Annotated in this window: 27 protein-coding genes; 19 read left to right on the top strand and 8 right to left on the bottom strand. The window is 63.3% G+C overall.

Annotation, left to right across the window (positions count from 1 at the left end; translation table 11 throughout):
* Nucleotides 1-257 precede the first annotated feature (257 nt).
* Nucleotides 258-1,478, top strand: coding sequence for an adenylate/guanylate cyclase domain-containing protein (locus tag RTP54_RS18340; RefSeq protein WP_112806071.1), 1,221 nt, complete (start codon nt 258-260; stop codon nt 1,476-1,478).
* Here RTP54_RS18340 and RTP54_RS18335 read toward each other — a convergent pair.
* Nucleotides 1,447-2,376: a LysR family transcriptional regulator gene (locus RTP54_RS18335; RefSeq protein ID WP_312364849.1), complete on the bottom strand. Its 930-nt coding sequence runs from the start codon at nt 2,374-2,376 to the stop codon at nt 1,447-1,449. The genes RTP54_RS18340 and RTP54_RS18335 overlap by 32 nt on opposite strands.
* Before the next feature lie 98 nt (nt 2,377-2,474).
* On the opposite strand from RTP54_RS18335, the gene RTP54_RS18330 reads away from it, so the two are divergent.
* Entirely contained in the window at nt 2,475-3,215 is a 741-nt protein-coding gene (locus RTP54_RS18330; RefSeq protein WP_312364848.1) for an SDR family oxidoreductase, read from the top strand.
* Between the two features lie 45 nt (nt 3,216-3,260).
* Here the strand turns inward: RTP54_RS18330 and RTP54_RS18325 are convergent, their stop codons facing one another.
* The gene (locus RTP54_RS18325) at nt 3,261-3,560 is read right to left on the bottom strand and encodes a DUF6074 family protein (RefSeq protein ID WP_112806077.1); all 300 of its coding nucleotides are present in this window, start codon (nt 3,558-3,560) and stop codon (nt 3,261-3,263) included.
* 231 nt (nt 3,561-3,791) lie between these two features.
* Between RTP54_RS18325 and RTP54_RS18320 the strand changes: the two genes are divergently transcribed.
* The 4 genes from RTP54_RS18320 (at nt 3,792) to RTP54_RS18305 (ending at nt 9,269) form a co-directional block, all read left to right on the top strand.
* Nucleotides 3,792-5,510 carry an ABC transporter ATP-binding protein gene (locus tag RTP54_RS18320; RefSeq protein ID WP_312364845.1) on the top strand — a complete coding sequence of 573 codons (1,719 nt, stop codon included), beginning with the start codon at nt 3,792-3,794 and terminating at the stop codon, nt 5,508-5,510.
* Nucleotides 5,511-5,617: 107 nt separating this feature from the next.
* On the top strand, nt 5,618-7,180 hold the full coding sequence (locus RTP54_RS18315; protein ID WP_312364843.1) for a D-aminopeptidase: 1,563 nt from the start codon (nt 5,618-5,620) through the stop codon (nt 7,178-7,180).
* Nucleotides 7,181-7,242: 62 nt separating this feature from the next.
* Nucleotides 7,243-8,034: a pseudouridine synthase gene (locus tag RTP54_RS18310; protein ID WP_409517164.1), complete on the top strand. Its 792-nt coding sequence runs from the start codon at nt 7,243-7,245 to the stop codon at nt 8,032-8,034.
* A gap of 257 nt (nt 8,035-8,291) precedes the next feature.
* Nucleotides 8,292-9,269, top strand: a complete 978-nt coding sequence (locus RTP54_RS18305; RefSeq protein WP_112806085.1) for a tripartite tricarboxylate transporter substrate-binding protein — start codon at nt 8,292-8,294, stop codon at nt 9,267-9,269.
* A gap of 64 nt (nt 9,270-9,333) precedes the next feature.
* On the opposite strand, the gene RTP54_RS18300 is transcribed toward RTP54_RS18305, so the two are convergent.
* Nucleotides 9,334-9,459 (bottom strand): hypothetical protein, encoded by a 126-nt coding sequence (locus RTP54_RS18300; RefSeq protein WP_312364840.1) that lies wholly within the window; start codon nt 9,457-9,459, stop codon nt 9,334-9,336.
* 31 nt (nt 9,460-9,490) lie between these two features.
* Between RTP54_RS18300 and RTP54_RS18295 the strand changes: the two genes are divergently transcribed.
* The 5 genes from RTP54_RS18295 (at nt 9,491) to RTP54_RS18275 (ending at nt 13,045) form a co-directional block, all read left to right on the top strand.
* Nucleotides 9,491-9,952, top strand: a complete 462-nt coding sequence (locus tag RTP54_RS18295; protein ID WP_312364838.1) for a tripartite tricarboxylate transporter TctB family protein — start codon at nt 9,491-9,493, stop codon at nt 9,950-9,952.
* 10 nt (nt 9,953-9,962) lie between these two features.
* Nucleotides 9,963-11,468: a tripartite tricarboxylate transporter permease gene (locus RTP54_RS18290; protein WP_112806090.1), complete on the top strand. Its 1,506-nt coding sequence runs from the start codon at nt 9,963-9,965 to the stop codon at nt 11,466-11,468.
* Nucleotides 11,469-11,599: 131 nt separating this feature from the next.
* The gene (locus tag RTP54_RS18285) at nt 11,600-11,974 is read left to right on the top strand and encodes a hypothetical protein (RefSeq protein ID WP_112832927.1); all 375 of its coding nucleotides are present in this window, start codon (nt 11,600-11,602) and stop codon (nt 11,972-11,974) included.
* A gap of 99 nt (nt 11,975-12,073) precedes the next feature.
* Nucleotides 12,074-12,754: a Crp/Fnr family transcriptional regulator gene (locus RTP54_RS18280; protein WP_112806094.1), complete on the top strand. Its 681-nt coding sequence runs from the start codon at nt 12,074-12,076 to the stop codon at nt 12,752-12,754.
* An 87-nt stretch (nt 12,755-12,841) separates the two neighbouring features.
* On the top strand, nt 12,842-13,045 hold the full coding sequence (locus RTP54_RS18275; RefSeq protein WP_312364833.1) for a hypothetical protein: 204 nt from the start codon (nt 12,842-12,844) through the stop codon (nt 13,043-13,045).
* A gap of 14 nt (nt 13,046-13,059) precedes the next feature.
* Here RTP54_RS18275 and RTP54_RS18270 read toward each other — a convergent pair whose 3' ends face one another.
* Nucleotides 13,060-13,524, bottom strand: coding sequence for an Lrp/AsnC ligand binding domain-containing protein (locus RTP54_RS18270; RefSeq protein WP_312364831.1), 465 nt, complete (start codon nt 13,522-13,524; stop codon nt 13,060-13,062).
* A gap of 159 nt (nt 13,525-13,683) precedes the next feature.
* On the opposite strand from RTP54_RS18270, the gene RTP54_RS18265 reads away from it, so the two are divergent.
* Nucleotides 13,684-14,697, top strand: a complete 1,014-nt coding sequence (locus RTP54_RS18265) for a 1-aminocyclopropane-1-carboxylate deaminase (protein ID WP_312364829.1) — start codon at nt 13,684-13,686, stop codon at nt 14,695-14,697.
* Between the two features lie 110 nt (nt 14,698-14,807).
* On the opposite strand, the gene RTP54_RS18260 is transcribed toward RTP54_RS18265, so the two are convergent.
* Together RTP54_RS18260 and RTP54_RS18255 are read right to left on the bottom strand one after the other, a co-directional pair.
* Nucleotides 14,808-15,500, bottom strand: coding sequence for an aspartate/glutamate racemase family protein (locus tag RTP54_RS18260; RefSeq protein WP_312365033.1), 693 nt, complete (start codon nt 15,498-15,500; stop codon nt 14,808-14,810).
* Nucleotides 15,501-15,599: 99 nt separating this feature from the next.
* Entirely contained in the window at nt 15,600-16,328 is a 729-nt protein-coding gene (locus RTP54_RS18255) for a DUF421 domain-containing protein (protein ID WP_112806102.1), read from the bottom strand.
* 207 nt (nt 16,329-16,535) lie between these two features.
* Here RTP54_RS18255 and RTP54_RS18250 point away from each other — a divergent pair, with 207 nt between their 5' ends.
* The 5 genes from RTP54_RS18250 to RTP54_RS18230 all read left to right on the top strand — a co-directional run bounded on the left by RTP54_RS18250 (nt 16,536) and on the right by RTP54_RS18230 (nt 21,948).
* Nucleotides 16,536-16,736 carry a CsbD family protein gene (locus RTP54_RS18250; RefSeq protein WP_112806104.1) on the top strand — a complete coding sequence of 67 codons (201 nt, stop codon included), beginning with the start codon at nt 16,536-16,538 and terminating at the stop codon, nt 16,734-16,736.
* A gap of 132 nt (nt 16,737-16,868) precedes the next feature.
* Complete coding sequence (locus RTP54_RS18245) at nt 16,869-17,069, top strand: hypothetical protein (protein ID WP_162703260.1); 201 nt, start codon at nt 16,869-16,871, stop codon at nt 17,067-17,069.
* A gap of 38 nt (nt 17,070-17,107) precedes the next feature.
* Nucleotides 17,108-18,178 carry a putative zinc-binding metallopeptidase gene (locus RTP54_RS18240; RefSeq protein WP_312364827.1) on the top strand — a complete coding sequence of 357 codons (1,071 nt, stop codon included), beginning with the start codon at nt 17,108-17,110 and terminating at the stop codon, nt 18,176-18,178.
* Nucleotides 18,179-18,295: 117 nt separating this feature from the next.
* Nucleotides 18,296-21,589 (top strand): PAS domain S-box protein, encoded by a 3,294-nt coding sequence (locus RTP54_RS18235; protein ID WP_312364825.1) that lies wholly within the window; start codon nt 18,296-18,298, stop codon nt 21,587-21,589.
* On the top strand, nt 21,586-21,948 hold the full coding sequence (locus tag RTP54_RS18230) for a response regulator (RefSeq protein WP_112806110.1): 363 nt from the start codon (nt 21,586-21,588) through the stop codon (nt 21,946-21,948). The genes RTP54_RS18235 and RTP54_RS18230 overlap by 4 nt, the downstream gene beginning before the upstream one ends.
* 60 nt (nt 21,949-22,008) lie before the next feature.
* Here the strand turns inward: RTP54_RS18230 and RTP54_RS18225 are convergent, their stop codons facing one another.
* Together RTP54_RS18225 and RTP54_RS18220 are read right to left on the bottom strand one after the other, a co-directional pair.
* Nucleotides 22,009-23,046, bottom strand: coding sequence for a DNA topoisomerase IB (locus RTP54_RS18225; protein WP_312364820.1), 1,038 nt, complete (start codon nt 23,044-23,046; stop codon nt 22,009-22,011).
* A gap of 29 nt (nt 23,047-23,075) precedes the next feature.
* Nucleotides 23,076-23,231, bottom strand: coding sequence for a DUF3309 family protein (locus RTP54_RS18220; RefSeq protein ID WP_112806392.1), 156 nt, complete (start codon nt 23,229-23,231; stop codon nt 23,076-23,078).
* A gap of 242 nt (nt 23,232-23,473) precedes the next feature.
* Here RTP54_RS18220 and RTP54_RS18215 point away from each other — a divergent pair, with 242 nt between their 5' ends.
* Nucleotides 23,474-24,298: an N-formylglutamate amidohydrolase gene (locus RTP54_RS18215; RefSeq protein ID WP_312364815.1), complete on the top strand. Its 825-nt coding sequence runs from the start codon at nt 23,474-23,476 to the stop codon at nt 24,296-24,298.
* Entirely contained in the window at nt 24,295-26,214 is a 1,920-nt protein-coding gene (locus RTP54_RS18210) for a flavohemoglobin expression-modulating QEGLA motif protein (RefSeq protein ID WP_312364813.1), read from the top strand. The genes RTP54_RS18215 and RTP54_RS18210 overlap by 4 nt, the downstream gene beginning before the upstream one ends.
* Nucleotides 26,215-26,218 lie beyond the last annotated feature (4 nt).

The raw sequence follows: 26,218 nt of genomic DNA, 5'->3' as shown, positions 1-26,218 counted from the left end.
CTAAAGCTCGCTGGGCGGGAAGGCGTATGGTGCTTTCAAGGCCGGGCCCGTCTGATGGCATTTTCCTGCCCGGCGACGCCACGATGACGTGCGCGGGCCTGCCGCTGAGGGTAGCGCGATCCGATCGGCTCGCGGCATGAAATCCGACGACCAATGGAACCGTGCCGGTCTATGAACGGTTGCTTGTCCTCGTGCCGGAATTGGCTATTGATAAATGCTCGCGCCGGACCGACGGCCGCTGCAGAACGGGATCCGCGATGAACGACCAACAGATCCGCGACATCGTCCTCTGGCTGTCGGAGCAGGGCCTCAAGGGACTGGAAGAGCCCGAAATGCTTGCCGGCTTCTGCGAGAAATGTCGCGCCGCCGGCCTCGACCTTGCGCGGGCGCAAGGCCTGATCGATACGCTGCATCCCGAATTCGAAGGCCGCGCCTTCCAGTGGAACAGCGAGAGCGACGTAACGCCGGAAGTCGTGCAATATTCCTCGACAACAGGGGGAGAAGCCCAGGCCAACTGGCATCGCTCCATTTTTTATCACATGCTGACCGCTTGCGAACCGGAGCGGCGCGTGCGCCTCGCCATTGAGCCTTCGGTGCCTTACCAGGTGCTCGACCGCCTCAAGGAAGAAGGTCACACCGACTGCATCAACATGATCCACCATTTCACTGACCAGGGCCGCGTCGGCGAGATGGACTGCTTCTATTCCTACTGGACGACACGCAGGCAAAGCGGGTTTACGGACGACGAGGTCGCAGCCCTTCGCATTCTGCTGCCGACGCTGGCGCTCGCGGTCAAGACGACCTCCTGCGTGCGCATCATCGGCACGCTTGCCGACGTCTATCTCGGCGCCGATGCCGGCCGCCGTGTGGTCGAGGGCAGCATCGTGCGCGGCGAGGCCGAGCGCATCGAAACCGTCATGTGGTTTTCGGACCTGCGCAACTACACGCGCATTTCCGATACCGCCGCGCCCGAAGACATCATCCCGTTCCTCAACGACTACACGGGCATGGTGATTTCCGCCATCCACGATCACGGTGGCAGCGTGCTGAAGCTGATCGGCGACGGGGTGCTGGCGATCTTCAACGCGGCGGATCCGGCCACCGCCTGCGCCAGCGCAATCGCGGCAGAGCGGCAACTGCGGCGCATGCTGGAGGCGCTGAATGCGCGCCGAGAGGAGGCGGGAAAACCGACAACCGATGTCTATCTCGGACTGCACATCGGCGAGGTTTTCTACGGCAATATCGGCAGCCAGAATCGCCTCGATTTCACGGTCGTCGGCCCTGCGGTCAACGAGGTGAGCCGCATCGCCTCGATGTGCCGCTCGGTCGAGCGACAGGTAATCATGTCGGCGGATTTTGTCGCGGCATGCCCGCCCGCGCTTCAGGCAGACGCCGTATCGCTCGGGCGTTTTGCCCTGCGCGGCATTGCCCGCGCGAAGGAACTGTTCACCTGGGATCCGGAACTTCAGGCGGATTGACGTCCCGGTTGTCGCCTTCGGCGAAAACGCCGACGAGCCAGTCGATGAAAACCCTCACGCGCGGGGAAAGCTGACGATTGCGCGGATAGAGAATGTGGACTGGGGTCGGCGTCGGCCGAAAGCTTTCAAGCACCTCGATCAACGTCCCCGCCTTCAAATCCTGCGCGACATGATAGCGCGGAACCTGGATAAGCCCGAGCCCCAGTCTCGCGGCGGCAACGAAGCTTTCGGCGGCGTTGACCGCGACGGTGACCGGCAGCACGACATGCTCGACCCTGCCCGCGACCTGAAATTCAAGCGGCATCGGCGCGCCTGTCGTCGATGAACGAAAACTGATCATACGATGCCCATCCAGCGCGTCGGGCTGCTCGGGCCGGCCGTGACGTGCAATATAATCGGGTGCCGCGCAGGTGATTTCGTCGAGCAACGTCATTCGCCGCGCGATCATGTCGCTGTCCTGCGGCTCGCCGACCCGCAGCACGCAATCGATGCCTTCACGGATGAGATCGACGAGCCTGTCGCCCTCGCTCATATAGAGCTCGATATCAGGATAGGCGGCAAGAAAGGCCGGAAGACGCGGCAGCACGAAGTGCCGCGCCAGCGTACCATGCACGTCGATGCGCAGCAGTCCCTTGGGTCTGGCGCCGGCAAAGGCACCCTCTGCGTCCTCGATATCACTGAGGATGGCAAGGCACCGCTGATGATAGGCGGCGCCATCGAGCGTCGGGCTGACATGGCGGGTCGTGCGCTGCAGAAGTCGAACGCCAAGCCGCGCTTCCAGTTGCTTGACCGCATCCGTCACCGTCGAGCGCGGCAGGCCGAGATCGGCTGCGGCCTGGGTGAAACTGCGCCTCTCGACGACGCGTGAAAACACGCGCATGGCATCGAACCTGTCCATTTGTTCGCGATCCCCGGATTATATTGCCGGATTATGCATGATTATGCGGATCGAGAAAGGCTTCATGATCTTGGCATCAACAACGATGGAGCAAGATCATGCAGGAGCAAACCAACAGGGTCGCGATCGTCACCGGCGCCTCTCGCGGCATCGGCGCCGCCATTGCGGAACGTCTGGCCGCAGACGGTTTGACCGTCGTCATCAACTATGCCGGCGACGTGGCATCTGCGGAGAAACTGGCGCGCAGCATCGAACGGAAAGGCGGCCGCGCCCTGACGGCGAGAGCTGATGTATCCGATCCCGAAGCGGTCGCCCGGCTGTTCGATGCCGCCGAGGCCGCCTTCGGCGGCGTCGACGTCCTCATCAACAATGCCGGCATCCTTCAGGTGGCGGCGCTCGCCGACACCGGCGACGCGGAATTCGACCGCCACTTCGCCATCAACACCAAGGGTACCTTCAACACGCTTCGCGAGGCGGCAAGGCGCATGCGCAAGGGCGGCCGCATCGTCAATTTCTCCTCGACGACGCTCGCCCTCAACCTGCCGGGCTACGCCGTCTACAACGCCACCAAGGCAGCCGTCGAGGCGATGACGCATGTCTTTGCCAAGGAGCTTCGTGGCCGCGACATCACCGTCAACGCAGTGGCGCCGGGGCCGGTCGCGACCGATCTGTTTCTGTCGGGAAAGAGCGATGAGCTGGTCGCCCAATTTGCCAGGATGCCGCCGCTGGAGAGGCTCGGCCAGCCGGACGATATCGCGAATGTGGTGGCGTTTCTGGCGGGCTCCGGCGCCGGCTGGATCAACGGCCAGGTGTTGCGCGCCAATGGCGGGCTTGCCTGACGGCGGCAAGCCGGGACGAAACCGGACGGAGGTCGGGCAGCCCGCTTACTGGCTGACCGCGCCGGCGGAAACGCGGGACTGGTGGCGCTCCCAGAGTTCGGCCTGGACCTCGGCCTGGAACGCCATGACCTCAGCGCGCATTTCGTCTTCAGAGCATCCGAGCGCGAGCAGTTCGTCGGCAAGCTTTCTGCATTCGCGCCGCCAGAATTTAACGGCATCGTCGCCATGAAGATCTTCGAGTTCGGCAGCGCAGATGCGGATGGTGCTCAGCCGTCTTGCCATCGGGAACGGAACGACATCCCGCCCGCCAAACACCGTTGCTTCATCTGATCGCTCGACTGCCATTGCTTCGTATTCTCCCCTGGTGATTCCCTCTTCTACGGAGCTTATGGTTAACGTTTCCTTCCCTTGCGCCGCGTTCCGTCTCAATCGAGGATCACACGCGCGGGTTGCTCGTTCGTTTGGCTCCATCTTCGCTTTTCGAGCCCATGCCTGTTGGCTTCCGGGACAAAACATGACATTTGAGCTCAGATTTTAAGGCCGTCCCAAGCGGCCGCCCATGTGAGTGCGATTGTCATGTTGAAGCGCTTCTTCGCGTTCTACCGGCCCTATCGCGGCCTCTTCATTCTCGATTTCACCTGCGCGGTGCTGTCCGGCCTCCTGGAACTGGGCTTTCCGGTCGCGGTGAAACTGTTCGTCGATCATTTGCTGCCGAGCCAGGAGTGGACGCTGATCCTGCTTTCGTCCGTCGGCCTGCTCGTCGTCTACCTGCTCAACACCGGCCTGATGGCGACGGTGACCTATTGGGGACACATGCTCGGTATCAACATCGAGACCGACATGCGCCGCATGGCCTTCGACCATCTGCAGAAGCTTTCCTTCAGCTTCTTCGACAACCAGAAGACCGGCCATCTCGTCGGCCGCCTGACCAAGGACCTGGAAGAGATCGGCGAAGTCGCCCATCACGGCCCCGAGGATCTGTTCATCGCGATCATGACCTTCATCGGCGCCCTGCTTCTGATGCTGACGGTGCACTGGCAGCTGGCGCTGATCACCGCAGCCGTCGTGCCGATCACGGCCTGGGTCACCAGCCGTTACGGAGGCCGCATGGCCAACAACTTCCGCAACCTCTATGGCCGCGTCGGCGACTTCAATGCCCGCATCGAGGAAAATGTCGGCGGCATGCGCGTGGTCCAGGCCTTCGCCAACGAAGAGCACGAGCGCAGCCTGTTCGAGACCGACAATCAAAACTACCGCCAGACGAAGCTCGAGGCCTACCGCATCATGGCTGCCAGCACCTCGCTCAGCTACATGAGCATGCGGCTGACGCAATTGATCGTCATGATCACCGGCAGCTATTTCGTGCTGACGGGACAATTGACCAATGGCGGCTTCATCGGCTTCCTGCTCCTGGTCGGCGTCTTCTTCCGCCCCGTCGAAAAGATCAACTCGGTGATCGAGACCTATCCCAAGGGCATCGCCGGCTTCAGGCGCTTCATCGAGCTGATGGAGACCGAGCCCGATATCGAGGATCGCCCCGATGCAGTCGAGGTGAAGGGCCTGCGCGGCGACATCACCTATCGTAATGTCTCCTTCGGCTACAGCGCCGACAAGCCGACGATCTCCAACATCGACCTGACGATCAAGGCGGGAGAAACCGTCGCCTTCGTCGGGCCGTCGGGTGCAGGCAAGACGACGATCTGCTCGCTGCTGCCGCGCTTCTACGAAGTCTCCGAAGGCAGCATCACCGTCGACGGCGTCGATATCCGCGACATCAAGCTCGCATCGCTGCGCGGACAGATCGGCATCGTGCAGCAGGATGTCTTCCTGTTCGCCGGCACGATCCGCGACAACATCGCCTATGGGCGCCTGGGCGCAAGCGATGCGGATATCCTTGATGCCGCCCGACGGGCAAAGCTCGACGGGATGATCGCGGGCCTGCCCGACGGCATGGACACGGTGATCGGCGAGCGCGGCGTCAAGCTTTCCGGCGGTCAGAAGCAACGCCTGGCCATCGCCCGGATGTTCCTGAAGAACCCCTCGATCCTGATCCTCGACGAGGCGACCTCGGCGCTCGACACCGAAACCGAAAAAGCGATCCAGCAATCGCTCGCCGAACTGTCAAAGGGCCGCACCACGCTGGTCATCGCCCATCGCCTGGCAACGATCCGCGATGCTGATCGCATCATCGTCGTCGACGCCAACGGCATCAGCGAGCAGGGGCCGCACGACACGCTGCTCGCCGCCAAGGGCGCCTATAGCCGGCTTTATCATGCCCAGGCGGGATTGCGCTGAGAGGACCCGCAGCCCGGTTGCAACTGTCCTGACGGAGCGGTAGGTACGAAACTCATCCGCCCGTCCGGGCGGCAGGTTTTCTCACCCACCGACTGGCATCGTACATCATGAACAACCTCGACCTTCCCGCCCTTGAGCGAGCCGTGCTCGCCTTGACGCATCAATACAAGGGGCCAGGTGGCGTCGTGGGTGTCGTCAGGAACGGCGAGGTCATCCTGAAGCACGTCTGGGGCTATGCCGATCTGGCCGCGCGCCTGCCGATGACGTCGGGCGCGCTTTTGCCGATCTGCTCGATCAGCAAGCACTTCACCTGCGCCGCGCTGCTCGACGCGGTGGGCAATCCCGCCAACCTCGACGCCGCGCTCGATGCCTATCTGCCGCTGATCGAAGGCAAGCGCCCCAATGTCGCGCATCTCTGCCACAACCAGTCGGGCCTGCGCGACTACTGGGCGCTGACCGTGCTGCAGGGCGCCATGGCGGACGGCGTCTTTCGCCGCGAGGACGCGCGGCCGCTTCTGTCGCGTGCGCGCACGACACATTTCGAGCCCGGCACACGCTATTCCTATTCCAACGGCAACTACCGCATCCTCGCCGACCTCATCGAGGATCATACGGGCCGGTCGCTGTCAGAACTCTACGATCGCAGCGCTTTCGGTCCGGCTGGCATGGCAACTGCAGCGCTTGCACCCGATACCAGCGTCTCGCCAGGCGGTGTGATCGGCTACGAGGGCAACGAGACGACGGGCTACTTCGAGGCTCGCAACCGGATCTATTGGGCGGGCGACGCCGGCATTTGCGCGAGCCTCGACGACATGCTTGCCTGGGAGACTTTCATCGACAGGACGCGTGACGACGAAGGCGGGCTCTATCGCCGGCTCTCCGTCCCGCAGACCTATGCGGATGGCACCCCGGCGACCTACGGCTTCGGCCTTGCCCATGAGAGGATCGGCGACGTCGCGATCACCGGGCATGGTGGCGCCCTGCGCGGTTTTCGTTCGCGCCGCCTGCATGCGGCCGCAGAGCGCCTTTCGATCGTGGTGATGTTCAATCACGAGGCCGACGCCCACGCCGCCGCCACCGGCCTGATGAAGGTCGCGCTCGGTCATAGCGACGCCAAGACCGAAGCCGGCGCATGGGACGCCTCGCACTTCGGCACCTATCTCGAGCCGGAGACCGGCCTTGCCCTCACTACGCGCCCCGCTGGAGCGGGACGTCTGGAACTGCGCTTTGCGACGGGAGCAGAGGCTTTGCAGATCGCAACGGACGGCATCGCCCGCTCCGGCGCCGTCTCGCTGACGGCTGAAGGCACCTGCCTATACATGGAGCGCGAACGCGAAAACCTCGCGACGACGGCCGAGAAGGTCTCGGGCACGGCAAAGCCAGACATCACTGGGCGCTACCATTGCGCGGAACTCGACGCCGATATCGAGATCGTCTCGACCAGCGGCGTCTTCTTTGCCGGCTTCGAGGGCCTGCTCGGCAAAGGCGCGATGCATGCGATGCAACCCGTTGCCGAGGATATCTGGCTTGTCAGCTGCAAGCGTTCGATGGATGCGCCGGCGCCGGGGGACTGGACAGTGCGCATCCACCGCGATGGCAAGGGCGCCATATGCGGCCTGACGATCGGCTGCTGGCTTGCCCGCCAGATCGGCTATATCAAGGTCGTCTGAAGCACGGTGCCAAAGGCGTAGCGACACCCGTCGCTGGGCCGCGATGGAAGGAATGACCCGAAGTGAGGCAGAAACGGCCGACGGCAGGACGAGGTAACGGCACCGGCCGCATGACCGGCGACGTCGGCAAACGCGTCACTGTTGCCCGAGCGCTATCCAAGCTCGGCTACTGCTCGCGCACGCAGGCCGAAAAGCTCGTGCTCGAAGGCCGCGTCAGCATCAGCGGTCGCAAGACCACCGACCTTTCCCAATGGGTGGATATCGACAAGGACAGCATCGCCGTCGACGGCACGCCGGTCGCGGCGGAAGACAAGATCTACCTGATGCTCAACAAGCCGCGCGGCCTGGTGACGACCCGGCACGATCCCGAAGGGCGCCCGACGGTGTTTGATTGCCTTGGCGACGCCGACGCGCAGCACATCGCGCCGGTCGGGCGACTGGACAAGGCGAGCGAGGGGCTGCTGCTCTTCACCAACGACACGGTTCTCGCCCAGCGCCTGCTCGACCCGGAAACCCATCTCGGCAAGATCTACCATGTGCAGATTTCGGGCGAGATCGACGACGATAAGCTGCGCGCCATGGTCGACGGCGTCGAGGAGGGCGGCGAGCATTTGCGTGCCGCGCGCGCCGAACACCTGCGCGGCGGCGAGAAGAACAGCTGGATCGAGGTCGAGTTGCAGGAAGGTCGCAACCGCCAGATCCGCCGAATGCTCGATGTGCTCGGTTTCGAGGTCCTGCGGCTCGTGCGGGTCTCGATCGGTGATGTCGCCCTCGGCGCGCTTGCGAAAGGCGCCACGCGGCCGCTGACGACCGACGAAGTGCGGTACCTGCGGCAGCGCACGGGACAAAAGTAAAGCTGCGCAAAGCCGCACGGCCGCCGGTGGCGCAGGGTCCCGGCGCGCTGACCCGCCCGAGACGGGTGGAAATCCACCCATCAAACACACCCGTTGTTTCAGATTCCACCCAAACCAGGACAACCATCGGCAGAAATGCGCAAGCACCCACGCCAAGACCGTTGTCGTTGGCGGGATTACGTCCGCAAATGGGCTCAACCAGAATCGGCATGGGAGGAGCCTTGCCGGCTGGTCGATAATTCATCCGGGAGGAAAAGATGAAAACCCTGAATGCGCTTCTTGGCGCCGTTGCCGCCCTGTCGCTGTTTGCCGCTTCCGCCAATGCGCAGACCTACCCCGAGCGCTCGATCACCATGGTCGTACCGTTCTCGGCCGGCGGCCCGACCGACACAGTCGCACGGCTCGTTGCCGAATCCATGTCGAAGGACCTCGGCCAGCAGATCATCGTCGAGAACGTCGGCGGCGCCGGCGGCACGCTCGGCGCCGGTCGCGTCGCCCAGGCCGACCCGGATGGCTATACCGTGCTGCTGCACCATATCGGCATGGCAACCAGCGCCACGCTCTACCGCAAGCTTGCCTATGACACGCTGAACGCCTTCGAATATGTCGGCCTCGTCACCGAAGTGCCGATGACAATCGTCGCACGCAAGGACCTCGAACCGGCCGATCTCAAGGGCCTCGTCGAATACGCCAAGGCCAACAAGGACACCATCACCGTTGCCAATGCCGGCATCGGCGCCGCCTCGCATCTTTGCGGCATGATGTTCATGAGCGCCATCGAAACGCCGCTGACCACCGTTCCCTACAAGGGCACGGGCCCGGCGATGACCGACCTGCTCGGCGGCCAGGTCGACATCATGTGCGACCAGACCACCAACACCACCAAGCAGATCCAGGGCGGCACCATCAAGGCCTACGGCGTCACCTCGCCTGAACGCCTGAAGGTCTTCCCGGACCTGCCGACGACGACCGAAGGCGGTCTTCCGGGCCTGCAGGTCGGCATCTGGCATGGCGTCTACACGCCGAAGGGTACGCCTGCCGACGTCACCGAACGCCTGTCGAAGTCACTGCAGGTCGCCCTCAAGGACCCGAACGTCGTCGCCCGTTTCGGCGAACTCGGCACGGTCCCGTCGAGCGATGCGGACGCGACCCCGGCAGCGTTGAAGGCCAAGCTTGAAGGCGAAATCGCCCGGTGGAAGCCGGTGATCGAAGCCGCCGGCCAGTACGCCGACTGATCCGATACCTTTGCCCGCCACGATCGTCGGCCGAAGAGCCACGGTCGTGGCGGTTTTTGCCGCTTCAGGCATAGTATCCGGCAGGTACGGTGAAGCGCTCATTCCGATGGCCCTTGCGCACAAGACGCTCAGGCGCCGTCGCCAAGCCATGGATGACGGCCAGTTCGGGTTTGGGTTTCGCTCCGGCCATTGCCCAGCTCCAATAACCAAATGGGGACACGATGAAATCAATCTCCTTCGACAGCACCAATGCGCTCTGTGGCGGCATCCTGACAGCCGTCGGGCTCTTTTTCGCCTGGCAGGCCTTCAACCTGGAGCTCGGCACCGCGTTCCGCATGGGGCCGGGCTACTTCCCGCTGGTTCTGGCCGTCATTCTGACGCTTCTCGGGACCGTCATCCTCGTTCAGTCGACAAGGGTTTCGGGCGAACCGATCGGGCCGATCGCGGTGCGCGGCATGCTGTTCATCCTGCCGGCGCCGGTGTTTTTCGGGCTCACGGTGCGCGGGCTCGGCTTCGTCCCCTCGCTGTTCTTTACCGCGCTCATCGCCTGCTTTGCCTCCGGCCGGATGAAACCTCTGACCGCCATCGCGCTGTCTTTGGCGCTCACGGCCTTCTCCGTCGCCGTCTTCAGCTACGGCCTCGGCCTACCCTTCCAGCGCTTCGGCCCCTGGACCCAGTTCTAGGAGACGGATGATGGAACTCTTCAGCAATCTCGCCCTCGGCTTTGCCACGGCCGCCTCGCCGGAAAACCTGTTCTTCTGCCTGATCGGGGTTCTGCTCGGCACGCTGATCGGCGTACTGCCCGGCATCGGCGCCACCGCGACCATCGCCATGCTGCTGCCGATCACCTTTCAGCTGGAGCCTGTCTCCTCGCTGATCATGCTGGCCGGCATCTACTACGGCGCCCAGTATGGCGGATCCACCACGGCGATCCTCATCAACATGCCGGGCGAATCCTCGTCGGCCGTGACCGCGATCGACGGCTACCAGATGGCCCGCAAGGGCCGCGCCGGGGCCGCGCTCGCGATCGCCGCCCTCGGTTCGTTCTTTGCCGGCACGGTCTCGACCTTCCTCGTCGCGGTCTTCGCGCCGCCTTTGACCGTGATCGCTCTGAAGTTTGGCGCGGCGGAATACTTCTCGCTCATGATCGTCGGCCTCGTCTCCTCGATCGCGCTCGCGCACGGATCGATCGTCAAGGCACTGGCCATGGTCGCGCTCGGGCTCCTGCTCGGTCTCGTCGGCACCGACATCTACACCGGCACGCCGCGCTTCACGCTCGGGATCAGGGAATATTCCGACGGGCTCAATTTCGTGGCGCTTGCGGTCGGCGTCTTCGGCATCGCCGAGATCCTTCGCAATCTCGAAAATGAGCGCACGCGCGAAGTGCTGATGGCCAAGGTGACGGGCCTGTTGCCCTCCCGCGAGGACTTCAAGCGGATGGTCGGCCCGGTCCTGCGCGGCACGGCGATCGGCTCTGCGCTCGGCATCCTGCCGGGTGGCGGCGCCATCCTTGCGGCCTTTGCCTCCTATACCGTCGAAAAGCGTGTCTCCGACCGGCCCGAAGAGTTCGGTCACGGCGCCATCGCCGGCGTCGCGGGGCCCGAAAGCGCCAACAATGCCGGCGCCCAGACCTCGTTCATCCCGCTGTTGACCCTCGGCATTCCGGCAAACCCGGTCATGGCGCTGATGATCGGCGCAATGATCATCCAGGGCATCGTGCCCGGCCCGAATGTCGCATCGGAACAACCGGCGCTCTTCTGGGGCATCATCGCCTCGATGTGGATCGGCAACCTGATGCTGGTGGTGCTGAACCTGCCCTTGATCGGCCTGTGGGTGCGGCTGTTGAAGATCCCTTACTACGTGCTCTTCCCGATCATCATGGCGTTCTGCTCGATCGGCGTCTACAGCGTCAACTCCAACGTCTACGACCTCTATGCGGTCGCCTTCTTCGGCCTTGTCGGTTACCTGCTGTTGAAGCTGCGGTGCGAACCGGCGCCGCTGCTGCTCGGCTTCGTGCTCGGCCCGCTGCTCGAAGAAAATCTGCGGCGGGCGATGATCCTGTCGCGTGGCGATCCGACCACCTTCGTCACCCGTCCGATCAGCGCCATCCTGCTGCTGATTGCCGCCATCGTGCTGGTGGTGGTGTTCCTGCCGAGCGTCAAGGCCAAGCGCGAGCAGGTCTTCGTCGAGGAGGATTGATTAGGGGGATGCGGCATTCTGCCCCTGCGCGGTTTGCCACATTGAGCTTTGTCAAGATCATCGCCTATCCCTCAACCGACAGACCGGCACAGGGATAGGCACAACGAATGAAGCCTCGCACGAGGATCAGAATGCAGCAGGCCATGCGCATGTTTTGCGCATTGGCCGTGCTGCTTCTCGGCTTCGCGCATCAGGCGCCCTCGGCCGCAGCGGCGCTGACGCCCGCTGAGCGCGCCGCGTTCTCGCTGCCCGACGGTTCCCTGCCCGATCTCTGCCTGCCCGGAACCCCGGATGACGGCAGCGGCAAGAAAATCTCCCACAGCCATTTCTGCGGCGCCTGCCGTGTCTTCTGGGACCTGTTGCCAGCACCGGCAGATGCCGCGCACACGATCGTGCGAAAGACCGGGGCGGTGTTGCCACCTTCGCAACCTGTCGCCTCCGCCCGCGCCCACCTTCCACCGAACGCGAGCCCGCGTGGGCCACCAGCGTCGGGGTTCAACTTCTGAGCCCCACGTCACGACCGATCGTGACGAAACGTTGATGCCTGATCTCCGGCGCGTCGCAGAGCGACGATCCCGGTGAGGTCGCAAGATGGATCGCCTGCCATGCCCGATACCATGACTTTCGCGGAAACGACGCTTCCGCCCCCGACCGCATTTTCGACCAAGACGCTTTCCCCAAACCGGCAGCGCCTCGTTGGCGAACACGCGACATTGCTGTTTCAGGGTGGGCGCAACCGCCATCTCTACAGGGTCGTCGACGGCTGTGTGGCGCTGTCCCAATTGCTCGACGACGGCCGTCGCCAGATCACCGATGTGCTTGGCCCCGGGCGCCTGTTCGGCTTCACGCATGACGGCCGCAACATCGCCACCGCCGAAACACTGACCTTCGCCCGCATCGAAACGCTTGCCGGCAGCCAGGTCGACGATTGTGACCACGGGCCGGATGTCGCCACCGAACTCAAGGCGACATTGCACCGGATGCAGGCGCACGCCACCCTGCTCGGCCGGAAGACCGCAACCGAGAAGGTTGCGACCGCGCTCATCGATCTCGCGGACCAGTTCGCCTGGCGCGGCCGCGCCGCAAACCGGAACCTGTTCAGCTTCAACCTCTATCTCTCGCGCGCCGATCTCGCCGATTGGCTGGGCCTGACGGTCGAGACGGTCAGCCGCTGTCTCAACCGCTTCAAGCGCGACGGCCTGATCGACTTCAACCACCCGAAGACGGTGCGCATCCTCGATGAGCAGCAATTGCGGACGATGGCCGGATTGGCGCGCCGCGACTGAACCCTCGCCCATGACCGGCGACCCCAACAGATCACGGTGGGCGCGACGCCCACCCCGACGAAAGGCTTGAATACAATGATTGCGAAAATGGTTTATCACGTGCCGGTGTTCGGCTGGATGCTCAAGGAGGCTGTTCGCGGCTCCGGCACCGCCAAGGTGCTGTTCCTCGTCAACTGTATCTTGATGTGGCTGCTGGCGATCGTGACGTTTGGTTATCCGGCGATCATCCTTCCCGCGCTCGCGATGGTGCTGGTGGTGTTCGTTCTCCTGATCCTGATCACGACGGGCTGAGCGTCGCAGCGCGCTCAGAAGTCGAGCGCAGCGTTGTCGACCACTTCCTTCATCACGAAGAACGTGCGGGTCTGGCGCACGCCCGGCAGCGCGATCAGTTGCGTCCCATGGATGCGGTTGAAGTCGGCCATGTCGCCGACACGGATCTTCAGGAAATAGTCGAAGTCGCCGGCGACGAGATGACAGTCGAGAATGGACTTCAGCTTTTCGACGGCCTTCTCGAATTCGCGGAAACTCTCCGGCGTCGAGCGGTCAAGAACGACGCCGACCATGACCAGCGCGCCGCGATCGACCTTTTGCGGCGCCACCAGCGCGCGCACATTGCTGATGTAGCCTTCCTCGAACAGCCGCTGCGTCCGGCGGTGGCAGGTCGCCGCGCTGACATCGACCATCTGCGCCAGCTCGGCATTGGTCAGCCGGCCGTTCTTCTGCAACAGCCGCAGCATCTTGAGGTCGATCCGATCGAGTTCGCCCTGCATGGAAGATTCTTCCTTATTGCTCATAATAAACGGAAGTAAATCATCATTAGCTGCCATTCTCCAAGAGAACTGCAAAATTACGGAATGATGTTAGAGAGCACCTTTCAGAGATGGGATGATAGCGTTTCCTGACTTTCACAGCAAAAGGAAGGGAACAGCATGCTCAAGAAGTTCGAACGCTATCCACTCACCTTCGGGCCGACGCACATCGAAAAGCTCGACCGGCTCTCGAGCCATCTCGGTGGCAAGGTCGAGATCTATGCCAAGCGGGACGACTGCAATTCGGGCCTGGCCTTCGGCGGCAACAAGCTGCGCAAACTCGAATACATCATCCCGGATGCGCTGCGCTCCGGCGCCGATACGCTGGTGTCGATCGGCGGCGTGCAATCGAACCACACCCGCATGATCGCCGCCGTCGCGGCCAAGATCGGCTTCATGTGCCGGCTGGTGCAGGAGAGCTGGGTGCCGCATGAAGACGCCGTCTATGACCGCGTCGGCAACATCATGCTCAGCCGCATCATGGGCGCCGACGTCCAGATGGTCGACGAGGGTTTCGACATCGGCATCCGCCAGAGCTGGGAGGATGCGATCGAGGACGTCAAGGCGCGCGGCGGCAAGCCCTATGCCATCCCTGCCGGCGCCTCCGTGCACAAATATGGCGGGCTTGGCTATGTCGGCTTTGCCGAGGAAGTACGAGCGCAGGAAGAGGAGCTCGGCTTCAAGTTCGACTATATCGTCGTGTGCACCGTCACCGGCTCGACCCACGCCGGCATGCTTGTCGGCTTTGCCGCCGATGGCCGCCAGCGCCGGGTGATCGGCATCGACGCTTCCTTCACACCGGCGCAAACCAGGGCACAGGTGCTCGAGATCGCCCGCAGGACCGCAGACCTGGTCGAACTCGGCAAGGATCTCGTGGAAGACGACGTTGTGCTGCTCGAGGATTATGCCTACCCCGTCTATGGCGTGCCCTCGGAAGAGACCAAGGCGGCGATCCGGCTCTGCGCGCGGCTCGAGGGTATGATCACCGACCCCGTCTACGAGGGCAAGTCGATGCAGGGCATGATCGATCTCGTTCGCAAGGGCTATTTCCCCGAGGGGTCAAGGGTCCTTTACGCCCATCTCGGCGGCGCCCCCGCTCTCAACGGCTACGGTTACACGTTCCGCAACGGCTGACATCGGCGGCCACGGACCGGATCGCGAGCAACGGTCACCCACCGGGCCGTTGCTCGCCCGCCCTGTCGTCGCGCGCAACATCGTTATCACGCACGACACACGCGCGGATTTCAGCCAAGCGCGAGATCGACCGCCGCAAGCGCATGAAGCTCGGTGGTATCGAAGACCGGCACCGGACTGTCGGCTTGCGAGATCAGCAGCATGATTTCGGTGCAGCCCATGATCACGGCCTGGGCGCCGCGATCGACAAGCCGCTGGATCACCTGCCGATAGGCGTCGCGCGAGGCGTCCTCGACGCGCCCGACCACCAGCTCGCGATAGATGATGTCGTGCACGATCTTGCGGTCCGCGTCATCAGGCACGATCACGTCCAGCCCATGGCGCTCGATCAGCCGCCCCTTGTAGAACTCCTGCTCCATCGTGAAGGCGGTGCCCAGCAGGCCGACGCGGCTGAGGCCGAGCGCCTTGATTTTTTCCGCCGTAGGATCGGCAATATGCAGAAGCGGAATGGCGACGGCAGCCGAAACCTGATCGGCCATGCGATGCATGGTGTTGGTGCAGATCACCAGGAAATCCGCGCCGCCGGCCTCAAGGTGCCGGGCGGCGGCTGTCATCTTCTCCGTCAGGGCAGCCCAGTCGCCAATATGCTGCAGTCGCTCGATCTCGCCGAAGTCCATCGACCACATCAGGCTCTTTGCCGAATGCACGCCGCCGAGCCGCGCCCGGACCTCCTGGTTGACGATACGATAGTACTGCGCCGAGCTTTCCCAGCTCATGCCGCCGATCAATCCCATGACCTTCAACGTCATTCCCCTCCCAATGCAAGCGATCCCGAGCCTTGTGACCCGGATCTCTGCCACATCCCGAAGCCTGCACCAAGCACCGTCGCTCCAAATTCAGCGTCACCGAAAGGCGCTCGCCCCCTCATCAACCGCATGCCACACGTCGCCCCCGCAGCGCGGACATGGCGCCACCGTCTCGCCCGCGGCGACCTCGAGAACCTCCGCGCATCGCACGCAGGCGAGGCGGCGTCTTTCGCCGGCACCCTCGCCCGCACGAACTTCCTTGGGCTTGCTGACGTCCCAGGGCGGCTCGATCACCAGGCCTGGCCGGGTCGAGGCATCATCTGATGTGAAGACCGACAACAGACCATTGGTTTCGAAATAGGCGGCGCGCACCTCGCCGAGATGCCGCACCTGCTTCAACCGCAACTGCTCGAACAGCTCGTCATGGCCGACATTCATCCGCTTCAGCGCCTTCCACAGGATGCCGCCATCGCGCACCACCTCGATGCTGATGCCCTCGATCACGTCTTCGAGCTTGCGGTTGCGCGCGACGATGTAGCTCAACGCCTTGTCGAGCAGGACGACGACGGTGATGACGACCATGCAATGGATGAGCGGCACGTCGGGGTAGAACATCGCGTCACCCACCGCCGAGCCGAGCGCGATCACCAGCAGGAACTCCACCAGCGACAGCTGGCCAATCGAGCGGCTGCCGATCCAACGGATCAGGAACAGCGTATAGGCGTAGATGATCACCGTCCGCAGCGCGATTTCGAGCAGAAAAAGGGGCGGCGCCTCACCGAACACCATCCGCCCGAGATCGAAAGCCACAACAGGCTCATCCATGGTCGTCCTCCTCCAGAATGCGCCGCCACATCAGGGCGCTTGCCTGTTGCTTAACTGTGGCGATCGAGCGGAAAGACGAGAGGAGATGCGCGCGTTCGAGCGAAAACGACGGGCAGAGACATCGAACTTTTTGGACGCGCCGATTGAACCAAAGCCGATGCCAGGCGTTTGTCTACCAGCACAACCAAAACGTCAGGAGATGCGAAGATGGATTGGAATCGTGTTGAAGGCAACTGGAAGCAGTTCAAGGGCAAGGTCAAGGAACAGTGGGGCAAGCTCACCGACGATGACCTCGACCAGATCGCCGGCAAGCGGGATCAGCTGGAAGGCAAGATCCAGGAACGCTACGGCATCGAGAAGGACCGCGCCCGCCGCGACATCGACGATTGGTATGGCCGCCAGAACTAACGGTCAATAAGTCTTCAAAACCCCGCCTCGGCGGGGTTTTTTTGTATCTTACGGAACTTTGTCCGGTTCCGCGTGTTGTTGGCAGGGTCGTGAAAAACGGCGACTCGGAATTCAAGGGAGAGATCGAGAACGATGGCAAGATCCACGCAAGAAAACAGGCCGACCGTTCAAAGAGAAGTGGTCCACGGCTGGAACAACATCTACGATCTGACCGAATTTATCCGTGCCTATGACCTGCCGCCACTGGTGGCGCGGCCGCTGTTTCAGCAGCATGGCCCCTCGCGACAGGCCCTCGATGCCGCCGTGAAAGCACGCAATAGTTGTATCTTGTAAACTGCTTCGACACTCGGGAAATCCAGGGGGAGAAAGAGATGCGGCTCTTTGAGTGCGGCGTCTGCGACCAGACGATCCACTTTGAAAACCGCAGCTGCATGCGCTGCGGGTCGCAACTGGGGTTCGATCCCGTCGGGGTCGGAATGCGCGCCCTGGTGCCGCTCGACAATGGCCTCTTCCAGATCCATGGCGACACGTCACGGACGTTTCGTTTCTGCGACAACGCCGCCATCGACGTCTGTCATTGGCTCGTGCCGGCCGATCAGTCCGATCGCTATTGCGTGGCCTGTCGGCACAACACGATCGTACCGGCAAGCAACGACGACGGCCTGGAACGCTGGAGACGGATCGGCGTGGCGCAGCGCCATCTGTTTTACTCGCTCCTGCGCTGGCGCCTGCCGCATCCGACACGAAGCGAGGACCCCGAGGGCGGGCTCGCCTTCGAATTTCTCGCCGACACCGTCGATGCCAACGGCAACGTTATTCCGGCGATGACCGGCCACGAAAACGGGCTGATCAGCCTGCGGGCCTCAGAGGCCGACGACGTGGTGCGGGAAGGTGTGCGCGTTTCCATGAACGAGCCTTATCGCTCGCTGCTCGGTCATTTTCGCCACGAGATCGGTCACTTCTACTGGCAGCAGCTTGTCGTCGACGATCAGACGAGAACCGCGGCCCGGGCACTGTTCGGCGACGAAAGCGAGGACTATGGCGCGGCACTGGACCGCCATTACGAACAGGGGCCGCCGGAGGACTGGCAGGATCAGTTCATCAGTCCCTATGCGAGCGCCCATCCCGCGGAGGATTTCGCCGAGTGCTTCGCACACCTCTTCCATATCGTCGACACGCTGGAGACCGGCCACGCCTTCGGCATCAATATCGACCCGATGGGGCATGAGGCGCTCGAGGCGGATATCGACTTCGATCCCTATCGTACGTCAGACGCCGATGCGCTCGTCGAGGCCTGGGTGCCGCTCAGCGTCGCGCTGAACGCCCTGCAGCGGTCGATGGGCCAACCCGACAGCTATCCCTTCGTCCTCTCCCAGCCGGTGGTCGAGAAGCTGGATTTCATCAACCGGCTGATCCGCAGCGCCGCATCTTCAAGCCGCTGAGCGCAGCCCCTCACGGTTTCAAGTGCAGGGCCGGACCGCCTCCAGACGTCACCGAGCGGAACAAATCCACCCGGTGCAGCGTTGCTTGAGGTTAGTAAGCCGTTTGCGGAGGGATTTATGAACGGCGCAGAAGCATTGTCGGCGGCACTGGCGGCGAAAGCGGGAGCGCCGACGATCGAGTCGAGGGCAGTTCTCGACAGCCTTCCTATCGCGATCTACACCACGGACCCTGCCGGGATCCTCACCTATTTCAATCGCGCCGCGGCGGACCTCGCCGGGCGCGAACCGCGCCTGAATGTCGACCGCTGGTGCGTTTGCTGGCGCCTTTATCGTGCCGATGGTACGGCGCTGCCCCTTGACGAATGCCCCATGGCCGAGACACTGCGCAGCCAGGCCGCCGTTCGAAGCGAAGAGCTGATCGTCGCGCGTCCGGACGGCGCGATGGTGCCGGTGCTTCCCTGCCCGACGCCGATCTTCGATGCTGAGGGCGACATGATCGGCGCGGTCAACGTCCTTATCGATATCGGCGGGCGCAAGGCCGCCGAACAGGAATTGCGCTGGAAGACCGACCGTATCCAGGCGCTCGATCGCATCGCGAGGCTGCTCGCCAGCGATCTCAACGTCGAGCATATCGTCCAGACGGTCACCGATAGCGCTACGGAACTGACCGGCGCGAAATTTGGCGCCTTCTTTTACAACGTGCTCGACGAGACCGGCGGGCACTTCCAACTGTTCACCCTGTCCGGCGCACCCCGCGAGGCCTTCGAAAAATTCGGCCTGCCGCGCAACACCGCCGTGTTCGCGCCTACCTTCAACGGTGAAGGGGTCGTGCGCAGCGACGACATCCGCACTGATCCGCGCTATGGACAGAGCGGACCGCATTTCGGCATGCCCTCGGGGCATCTACCGGTTGTCAGCTACCTCGCGGTCCCGGTGATCGCCCGTTCGGGCGCCGTGCTTGGCGGCCTGTTCTTCGGCCATGATGCAGCCGGCATGTTTACCAGCGATTCCGAAGATATCGTCGTGGCGATCGCCGCGCATGCGGCAATCGCGATCGACAACGCCAACCTGCTGGCCGAAAGCCGGAGGCAGTCCGAGAGCCGGCGGATCGCCGAAATTTCCGCCCGGCATCTCGCCTCGATCGTCGAATCCTCGGATGACGCCATCGTCAGCAAGGACCTGAACGGCATCGTCACCAGCTGGAACAGGGGAGCCGAGGCGCTGTTCGGCTATAGCCGGCAGGAGATGGTGGGAACGTCGATCCTGCGGCTCATTCCCAAGGGCCATGAGGACGAGGAAGTGCATATCCTCGATCGCATTCGCAGGGGCGAACGTGTCGATCACTACGAGACCAAGCGCCAACGCAAGGACGGCACGCTGCTCGACATCTCGCTGACGATATCGCCGATCCGCGATGACGACGGGCGCATCGTCGGCGCTTCGAAGATCGCCCGCGATATCACAGAGCGCAAGGCGTCCGAAATCGTCCTGTCCGAACGTTCGCGCGAGCAGGCCGCACTCCACCAGTTCACCGAGCGCGTTTACCGGGCACGGTCGATTGCCACAGTCTATGAGGCAGCGCTTGATGCCATTCAATCAGCACTGCGCTGCAGCCGGGCGTCGATCCTGCTTATCGATGACACCGGGATCATGCGTTTTGTCGCCTCGCGTGGACTTTCTGAGAGTTACCGTCTCGCCGTCGACGGTCATACGCCTTGGAGTGCGGAGGCGCAGGACCCGAGCCCGATCTTTATTGAAGACGTCGAAGTAGCCGACATTCACGACGACCTTCGCGCTGCCGTTCAAACCGAAGGTATCGGCGCTCTGGGCTTCATTCCACTGGTCTCGGCCGGACGACTGATCGGCAAGTTCATGACCTATTACGACGCGGCACACCACTTCGCCGGCGCCGAAGTCGACCTCGCCTTGACGATCGCGCGCCAGCTGAGCTTCAGCGTGCAGCGTATCCGGGCGGAAGAGGCGAGGCGGCGGGCCGAAGATCTGCTGCGGCACAACGAGGCGAAAGAACGTGCCAGGGCCACCGAGGTGATGGCACTGATGGAAGCGGTGCCGGCGCCGATCTGGATCGCAAGGACGCCCGACTGCCGGGTCATCAGCGGCAACAGAAGCTCGTTCGAGCTGCTCAGGCTGTCGCCCGACAGCAACCCTTCGCTCTCTGCACCGGCGAGCGAAAGGCCCGCTCACTTCAGGGTCTATTCGCAGGACAGGCTGTTGTCGGCGGACGAACTGCCGGTTCAACGGGCCGCACGCGGCGAAGAGGTGCGCAGCTTCGAGCAGGAAATCCGCTTTGACGATGGCACATCCCGGCATCTCCTGGGCAACGCTACGCCCCTGATCGACGCCCTGGGAATTCCGCAAGGCGCCGTCGCGGCTTTCGTCGACATCACCGAGCGCAAGGAAAACGAGCAGGCGATGCGCGACAGCGAGCGGCGCCTGCAGATGGCGCTCGAAGCCGGGCGGATGGGAGCATGGGAATGGAACTTCGATACCGGCAAGGTGATCTGGTCCCCAGGCCTCGAGGCACTGCACGGCCTGGAGCCCGGCAGCTTCGGCGGCACGCTTGACGATTTCAAGGCTGACATTCACCCCGACGATCTCCGTCTGGTGGAACTTGAGATTAAAACTGCCATCGACAAGAAAGAGGACTATCACACGACCTATCGCATCGTGCGCCCCGATGGTTCCATCCGGTGGCTCGAGGCGTTCGGGCGCTTTCTGCAGGCCACGGGGTCCTCTACGCTCCGCCTCGCCGGCGTGTGCATGGACATTACCGAACGCAAGGATGCCGAGGCGCAGCGCAACCTTCTGGTGGCCGAGCTCAGCCACCGCGTCAAGAACACGCTCGCGACCGTGACCTCGATCGCCCGTCAGTCCTTCGCCATGACCCCCGATCAAAAGGAGGCCGAGCAATCATTCCATGCCCGCATCCGGGCTCTGGCGCAAACCCACACCCGGCTGGCCGAGGCAACCTGGGCTGGCGTTTCGCTGGAAACGATCCTGTGCGACGAGCTGGCCCCTTACAGGAACGAAAACGCGGGAAATATCTCCTTTGGCGGACCGGCAATCATGCTGTCGCCACGGCATGCCCTGGCAATTGGCATGGCCGCTCACGAGCTTGCAACCAACGCCGCCAAGCATGGCGCGCTCTCGGTGGAAAGCGGTCATGTCGACGTCAGCTGGAGCCTGCATCGGGTTGACAAGACGCTCAACATCGCCTGGCGCGAAACCGGGGGTCCCAAGGTGGCTCCACCATCGCGCAACGGTTTCGGGCGATTGCTGCTGGAGCGCGTCGTCGGCTCGGATCTCGGCGGAGATGTCGAACTGGACTTCGCAAAGACCGGCTTGAGATACACCATCAACATGCCCTACGACGCAGGTGCCGAACGATGAACGGCACACAGCGCAGCGTCCTTGTCGTCGAAGACGAGTTTCTGCTGGCGATCCAGATCGAGGACGATCTGATGGCCGCCGGCTTCTCGGTGATCGGCCCGTTCACCAGCCTGCGCACGTCGATCGCCGCGGCAAGGCGCGAGACGCCGCAGGCCGCCACGCTCGATGTCAATCTCAACGGCGAGTTTGTCTATCCCGTTGCCGACGAACTGATTGCGCGCGGCATTCCCGTTCTCCTTTTGACGGGCTACGCCGCCTCCGATCTTCCCGAGCCGTATCGCAGTCTTCCGCGGCTGGCAAAACCGTTCAACACCCGCGATCTCATCCGCACGCTCGAGCATCTTCTGGCCGACCAATGACCCCCACGATCGGTTGCTGCAAGACGGAGCCGCCTCTTCGCGTGGCTGCATCCCTTGCCCTCACGTTTGACGCGCGGGAGGCGAAGCGGCCCGCTTGCGGGCACGGGCGCTGGATCTGAGAAAGCGCAGCAGGCGGTCTTCCTCCGCGCGCAGCAGGGCGCTTTGTCTCGGCTGCGCCTCGAGCCGCCGCAGGTTGATCGTCGCCTCCTTCTCGGCGAGCGCGATGATATCAGGATGAACGTAGCTTTTGCGGCAGACGGCAGGCGTGTTGTGCAGCACCTCGGCCGCCGCCTCGCACATCCGCTTCACCGATGGCCGGCGACCTTCGCCAAATGCCAGGCGCGCCTCGGTGAATGCGGCAACGCTTCCCGCCCAGGTGCGAAACGTCTTGGCCGAAATCGGCGCGCCGCAGACGGCCGCGAGATAGCGATTGAGGCGACCGGAATCGATCGGATGCAGATCGCCGCTCGCATCCCTGCTGACGAAAAGCTGGCGCCCCGGCAGGTCGGCAATATCCTCCAGCAAGCGCTGCAATCGCGGGCTGCGCAGTCGGCGAACAACGCGCTTTCCGCCCTTGCCGAGGAAACGGAGCTCGATGCCGTCTTCGCCCAGCTTCAAATGCCGCTTCAAAAGCGTGGTCGCGCCAAAAGTCCCGTTCTCCTGCGCATAGGCGGCGTTTCCGACGCGCAGGGATGCCTGATCGAGCAGCATCGCAAGCGCCGACAGAACCGTGCGCGGATCGTCCAACGGACCATCCATGTGGCGGCGCAGGGTTCGTCGGAGCTTTGGCAGGATCTTGGCAAACTCGATCAGCTGGTCGAACTTTTCGTGGTTGCGCATTGCCTGCCAAGCATCGTGATAGCGGTATTGTTTTCGCCCCCGCGCGTCGAAGCCAGTGGCCTGCAAATGCCCGTTCTGCTTGATGCAGATCCACACCCGTTCATAGGCCGGCGGGAGGCCGAGTGCTGCGATGCGAGCCGTTGCGTCCGGGTCCTTGAGGAGGGAACCGTCGGGAAGGCGGTAGCTGAACCGCTTTCCCTTTCGGTAGCGCCTGATGCCCGGATCGGCATCGGTGACGTAGATGAGGTCGGGTTCCATCGCCGCTGATCACGGGATTTTCGTCGGCGTCAGATCCGTCCCATGAGGACGAGGATCAGGAGGACGACCACGAGGACGCCCAGTATGCCGGACGGGCCGTAGCCCCAGTTGCTCGCATGCGGCCAGCTCGGAAAAGCACCGATCAAGAGCAGGATCAACACGACAAGCAGCACAGTTCCAAGCATGGCGTTTCCCTTCACGAATGCATTGTTTGGTGCTTTGGAAATGCGCACGAGCCTCATTGGTTCCGTCGCCGATCGCACGGCAGCGTCCGACACCCTGACAGGAGAACTGTCGCGCCTGCTCGGGCGGGCCCGGCGCCGTCTTCGCGACAGGACGAATTGCATCGGGCCCGGAACAGAACAGCCATCTCGCGAATTGTAGCGAGACCTAACGGCCGTCGATGAGGGAGGAACGGGTCGCAAAAATGCTGAAACGGACAGGCGAGACCTTGAGCGACGCTGGCAATGATGGCTGGTGGACGGTGCACCGCGGCGACAGCCCGATTGTCGCCACGGCGATCCATGACGGACACGGCCTTCGAACCGAGATCAGGGCATTGGCTGCCCTCACCGACGGGGAACGGCTGCGGGAAGAAGACCCGTTTACGGCTTACGTGATCGAGGACATCGCAAATCGCGTCATCGTGCATCGCTCGCGCTTCGAGGTCGATCTCAACCGCGCCCGCGACGGTGCCGTCTATGTCGACCCTTCACAGGCCTGGGGACTGTCCGTCTGGCGAGACGCGCTGCCGCAGGCGCTGCAACAGGGCTCTCTGGTGCTGCACGACGAATATTATCGCATGCTGCGATCGATGCTGCTGTCGATCGAGCGGCGGCATGGCAGTTTCGTCGTTCTCGACGTCCACAGCTACAACCACCGCCGCGACGGGCCGGATGCCACGCCCACGGACCCGCAAGCGGCACCCGAGATCAACATCGGCACCCATTCGATGGATCGCGCCCGCTGGGCTGGCGTGCTCGACGCGCTGACTGACGCGCTGCGCCGGTTCGAGTTTCGCGGCCGGCGGTTCGACGTTCGCGAGAACGTCGCGTTTCAGGGACGCGGCGAACAGACCCGCTTCATCCACGAGCATTTTCCGCAGACCGGCTGCGCCATCGCAATCGAGTTCAAGAAGTTCTTCATGGACGAATGGAGCGGAGAACCGGATTTCGAGGTGCTGGACGCCTTGCGCGCGTTGATGGCCTCGACCGTGCCCGACCTCGTCAAGGCGCTGGATCAGCGCCGATGAAAAATGCCGCGACGCCCAGAGACCGTGACACATCGCCTACTCTCGAGGCCGGACGGTCGGCGCCGGATGACGCTTGGCTCGATGACGTGATCGGGTGTCTTGCGGCCGGCAAGGCGGTGCGGCGCGACTTTGCCGAGGGCGGACGCCTGCACATCGACAGACCGCTGCCCTTTCTCTGCGTGTTTATCGCCGAGGCGAAACAGGCGGTCGTCGCACGCGAGATCACCCAGTCCAATGCGTCCTATCTCGTTGCGCCGGATGCTGCGACGGCCGCGCTCGTCGTTGCCGCTGTTGGCTCCGTGATCCGGGACCGCCTCGGGGCTTTCTTCGTGCTCGAGTTCGGCGAACTCTCCCATGACGACAAGCCCGCCAAGGACGCGCCCTATCTGCCGCCTTTCACGATCGAAGTGACGGCCGGCAACGATCCGTTGGCGCAAGCCGCGGCGAAAGCCTTCCTCGGCTCGGTCGGCACGATCGAAGGCAAGTTTCGCACGGCCCATATGGACCTGCTCTCACCGCAACCGGAAAACGGGCGCGGCGACGCGCCGTTGACGACATTTCCCGCTATCGGCGTCCGTTTCGCACCGATCTACCGTGAACCGGGAACAGAGCGCATCTATCCGGAACTGCGCGAGCGCCTGATCGCCAACATCTTCGATGCAGGCCTCAAGGCGTTGGCGGCGGCAACGCAAAGCGCGACCGACATCAGCCTTTCGACGCACCGGGCGCTTGGACGCAAGACCTTCGTCGACACCGTCACGCGCACCGATCGCGCCATCGACGAGATTGCCTCGAGTTTCGACTTCCTCCTGGCGGTCACGCCGATAAACTCCGATGCCGCCTGGGCGGAGTTCGTTTCAAGTCGCCACCAGGTCGCACCGCGACTGCTGTATCGACCGCTGACGCTCGAAGTCGAGACGGCGAAGAAGAAGCTCTTTTCCATCAGCTTCGAACACCTTGAGGATCCGCTGCTCTACGCACTCTATCGCGAAAAGCAGCAGGAGCTCGACCTGCAGCTTTCGATGATCTCGGCCCGCGAGGGCCGCACCTTCGTCGAGTTCGGCCGCGCGCTCTATGGTCCGGTGGAGAGAAAGCTGCTGGAGGCCGCGACCGACATTCTGACGCAGACCCAGAAACGTGTGAGCAAGCCCGGGAAAAAGCCGGCAGTCGACGCCGTCGATAGCGCCTATGTGCGCAATCGGGCGCAGGTGATGGTCTCGGCCTACAAACGGCAGTATGCCGATTTCAGCGCATCGGTGGAACTGCGCGACGACATTCCCGCCGGGTTGCTGGTGTCGAGAAGCCAGCTTCTGATCGCGCGCAGCACCGCCATGAGCCGGGCCCGCGTCGAGGCCCTGCTCAGCCACGAAATCGGCGTGCACCTGCTGACCTACTTCAACGGCTCGGCGCAGGGGCTGCGGCTCTTCCGCTCCGGCCTTGCCGGCTATGAGGGCATGCAGGAGGGGCTTGCCGTCTTCGCCGAATATCTGAGTGGCGGCATGACGCTTTCGCGTTTGCGCCTCATCGCGGCGCGCGTGGTTGCCTGCGCGGCGATGCTGGACGGCGCTCTGTTCCCGGAGACCTACCGCCTGCTCGTCGACCAGCACCGGTTTCAGCCCAACGAAGCCTTCAACATCGTGCTGCGGATCTATCGTGGCGGCGGCCTCGCAAAGGACGCGATCTATCTGCGCGGTCTGCTTCAACTGCTGGCTCACCTCAGCGCTGGCGGCAGCCTCGAACCCTTCTGGATGGGCAAGATTGCCGCGTCCCATTTTACCGCCATGCAGGAATTGAGCTTGCGTGGCTTGCTGGGTGCGCCGGCGGTGCGCCCTATTTTTCTGGATGACGCCCATGCACGCGCCCGGTTGGACCGGGCGCGGGGGGGAATAACCCCACTCGACATGGTCGCAGAGTAGGAGA

Origin of the sequence: Ensifer sp. (assembly GCF_031989085.1) — a bacterium.
In the GTDB taxonomy this organism is placed as follows: domain Bacteria; phylum Pseudomonadota; class Alphaproteobacteria; order Rhizobiales; family Rhizobiaceae; genus Ensifer.
This window is presented reverse-complemented; position numbering and strand designations above follow the sequence as displayed.

Coding starts and splice junctions, on each gene's coding strand:
- RTP54_RS18270 (WP_312364831.1), bottom strand. CDS start 13,524: ATGCAGGGCGAACTCGATCGGATCGACCTCAAGATGCTGCGGCTGTTG.
- RTP54_RS18275 (WP_312364833.1), top strand. CDS start 12,842: ATGGTTTATCACGTGCCGGTGTTCGGCTGGATGCTCAAGGAGGCTGTT.
- RTP54_RS18215 (WP_312364815.1), top strand. CDS start 23,474: ATGCTGAAACGGACAGGCGAGACCTTGAGCGACGCTGGCAATGATGGC.
- RTP54_RS18255 (WP_112806102.1), bottom strand. CDS start 16,328: ATGGATGAGCCTGTTGTGGCTTTCGATCTCGGGCGGATGGTGTTCGGT.
- RTP54_RS18210 (WP_312364813.1), top strand. CDS start 24,295: ATGAAAAATGCCGCGACGCCCAGAGACCGTGACACATCGCCTACTCTC.
- RTP54_RS18235 (WP_312364825.1), top strand. CDS start 18,296: ATGAACGGCGCAGAAGCATTGTCGGCGGCACTGGCGGCGAAAGCGGGA.
- RTP54_RS18300 (WP_312364840.1), bottom strand. CDS start 9,459: ATGGCCGGAGCGAAACCCAAACCCGAACTGGCCGTCATCCATGGCTTG.
- RTP54_RS18245 (WP_162703260.1), top strand. CDS start 16,869: ATGGCAAGATCCACGCAAGAAAACAGGCCGACCGTTCAAAGAGAAGTG.
- RTP54_RS18325 (WP_112806077.1), bottom strand. CDS start 3,560: ATGGCAGTCGAGCGATCAGATGAAGCAACGGTGTTTGGCGGGCGGGAT.
- RTP54_RS18290 (WP_112806090.1), top strand. CDS start 9,963: ATGGAACTCTTCAGCAATCTCGCCCTCGGCTTTGCCACGGCCGCCTCG.
- RTP54_RS18340 (WP_112806071.1), top strand. CDS start 258: ATGAACGACCAACAGATCCGCGACATCGTCCTCTGGCTGTCGGAGCAG.
- RTP54_RS18230 (WP_112806110.1), top strand. CDS start 21,586: ATGAACGGCACACAGCGCAGCGTCCTTGTCGTCGAAGACGAGTTTCTG.
- RTP54_RS18220 (WP_112806392.1), bottom strand. CDS start 23,231: ATGCTTGGAACTGTGCTGCTTGTCGTGTTGATCCTGCTCTTGATCGGT.
- RTP54_RS18265 (WP_312364829.1), top strand. CDS start 13,684: ATGCTCAAGAAGTTCGAACGCTATCCACTCACCTTCGGGCCGACGCAC.
- RTP54_RS18330 (WP_312364848.1), top strand. CDS start 2,475: ATGCAGGAGCAAACCAACAGGGTCGCGATCGTCACCGGCGCCTCTCGC.
- RTP54_RS18335 (WP_312364849.1), bottom strand. CDS start 2,376: ATGGACAGGTTCGATGCCATGCGCGTGTTTTCACGCGTCGTCGAGAGG.
- RTP54_RS18295 (WP_312364838.1), top strand. CDS start 9,491: ATGAAATCAATCTCCTTCGACAGCACCAATGCGCTCTGTGGCGGCATC.
- RTP54_RS18280 (WP_112806094.1), top strand. CDS start 12,074: ATGCCCGATACCATGACTTTCGCGGAAACGACGCTTCCGCCCCCGACC.
- RTP54_RS18240 (WP_312364827.1), top strand. CDS start 17,108: ATGCGGCTCTTTGAGTGCGGCGTCTGCGACCAGACGATCCACTTTGAA.
- RTP54_RS18250 (WP_112806104.1), top strand. CDS start 16,536: ATGGATTGGAATCGTGTTGAAGGCAACTGGAAGCAGTTCAAGGGCAAG.
- RTP54_RS18225 (WP_312364820.1), bottom strand. CDS start 23,046: ATGGAACCCGACCTCATCTACGTCACCGATGCCGATCCGGGCATCAGG.
- RTP54_RS18285 (WP_112832927.1), top strand. CDS start 11,600: ATGCAGCAGGCCATGCGCATGTTTTGCGCATTGGCCGTGCTGCTTCTC.
- RTP54_RS18315 (WP_312364843.1), top strand. CDS start 5,618: ATGAACAACCTCGACCTTCCCGCCCTTGAGCGAGCCGTGCTCGCCTTG.
- RTP54_RS18305 (WP_112806085.1), top strand. CDS start 8,292: ATGAAAACCCTGAATGCGCTTCTTGGCGCCGTTGCCGCCCTGTCGCTG.
- RTP54_RS18320 (WP_312364845.1), top strand. CDS start 3,792: ATGTTGAAGCGCTTCTTCGCGTTCTACCGGCCCTATCGCGGCCTCTTC.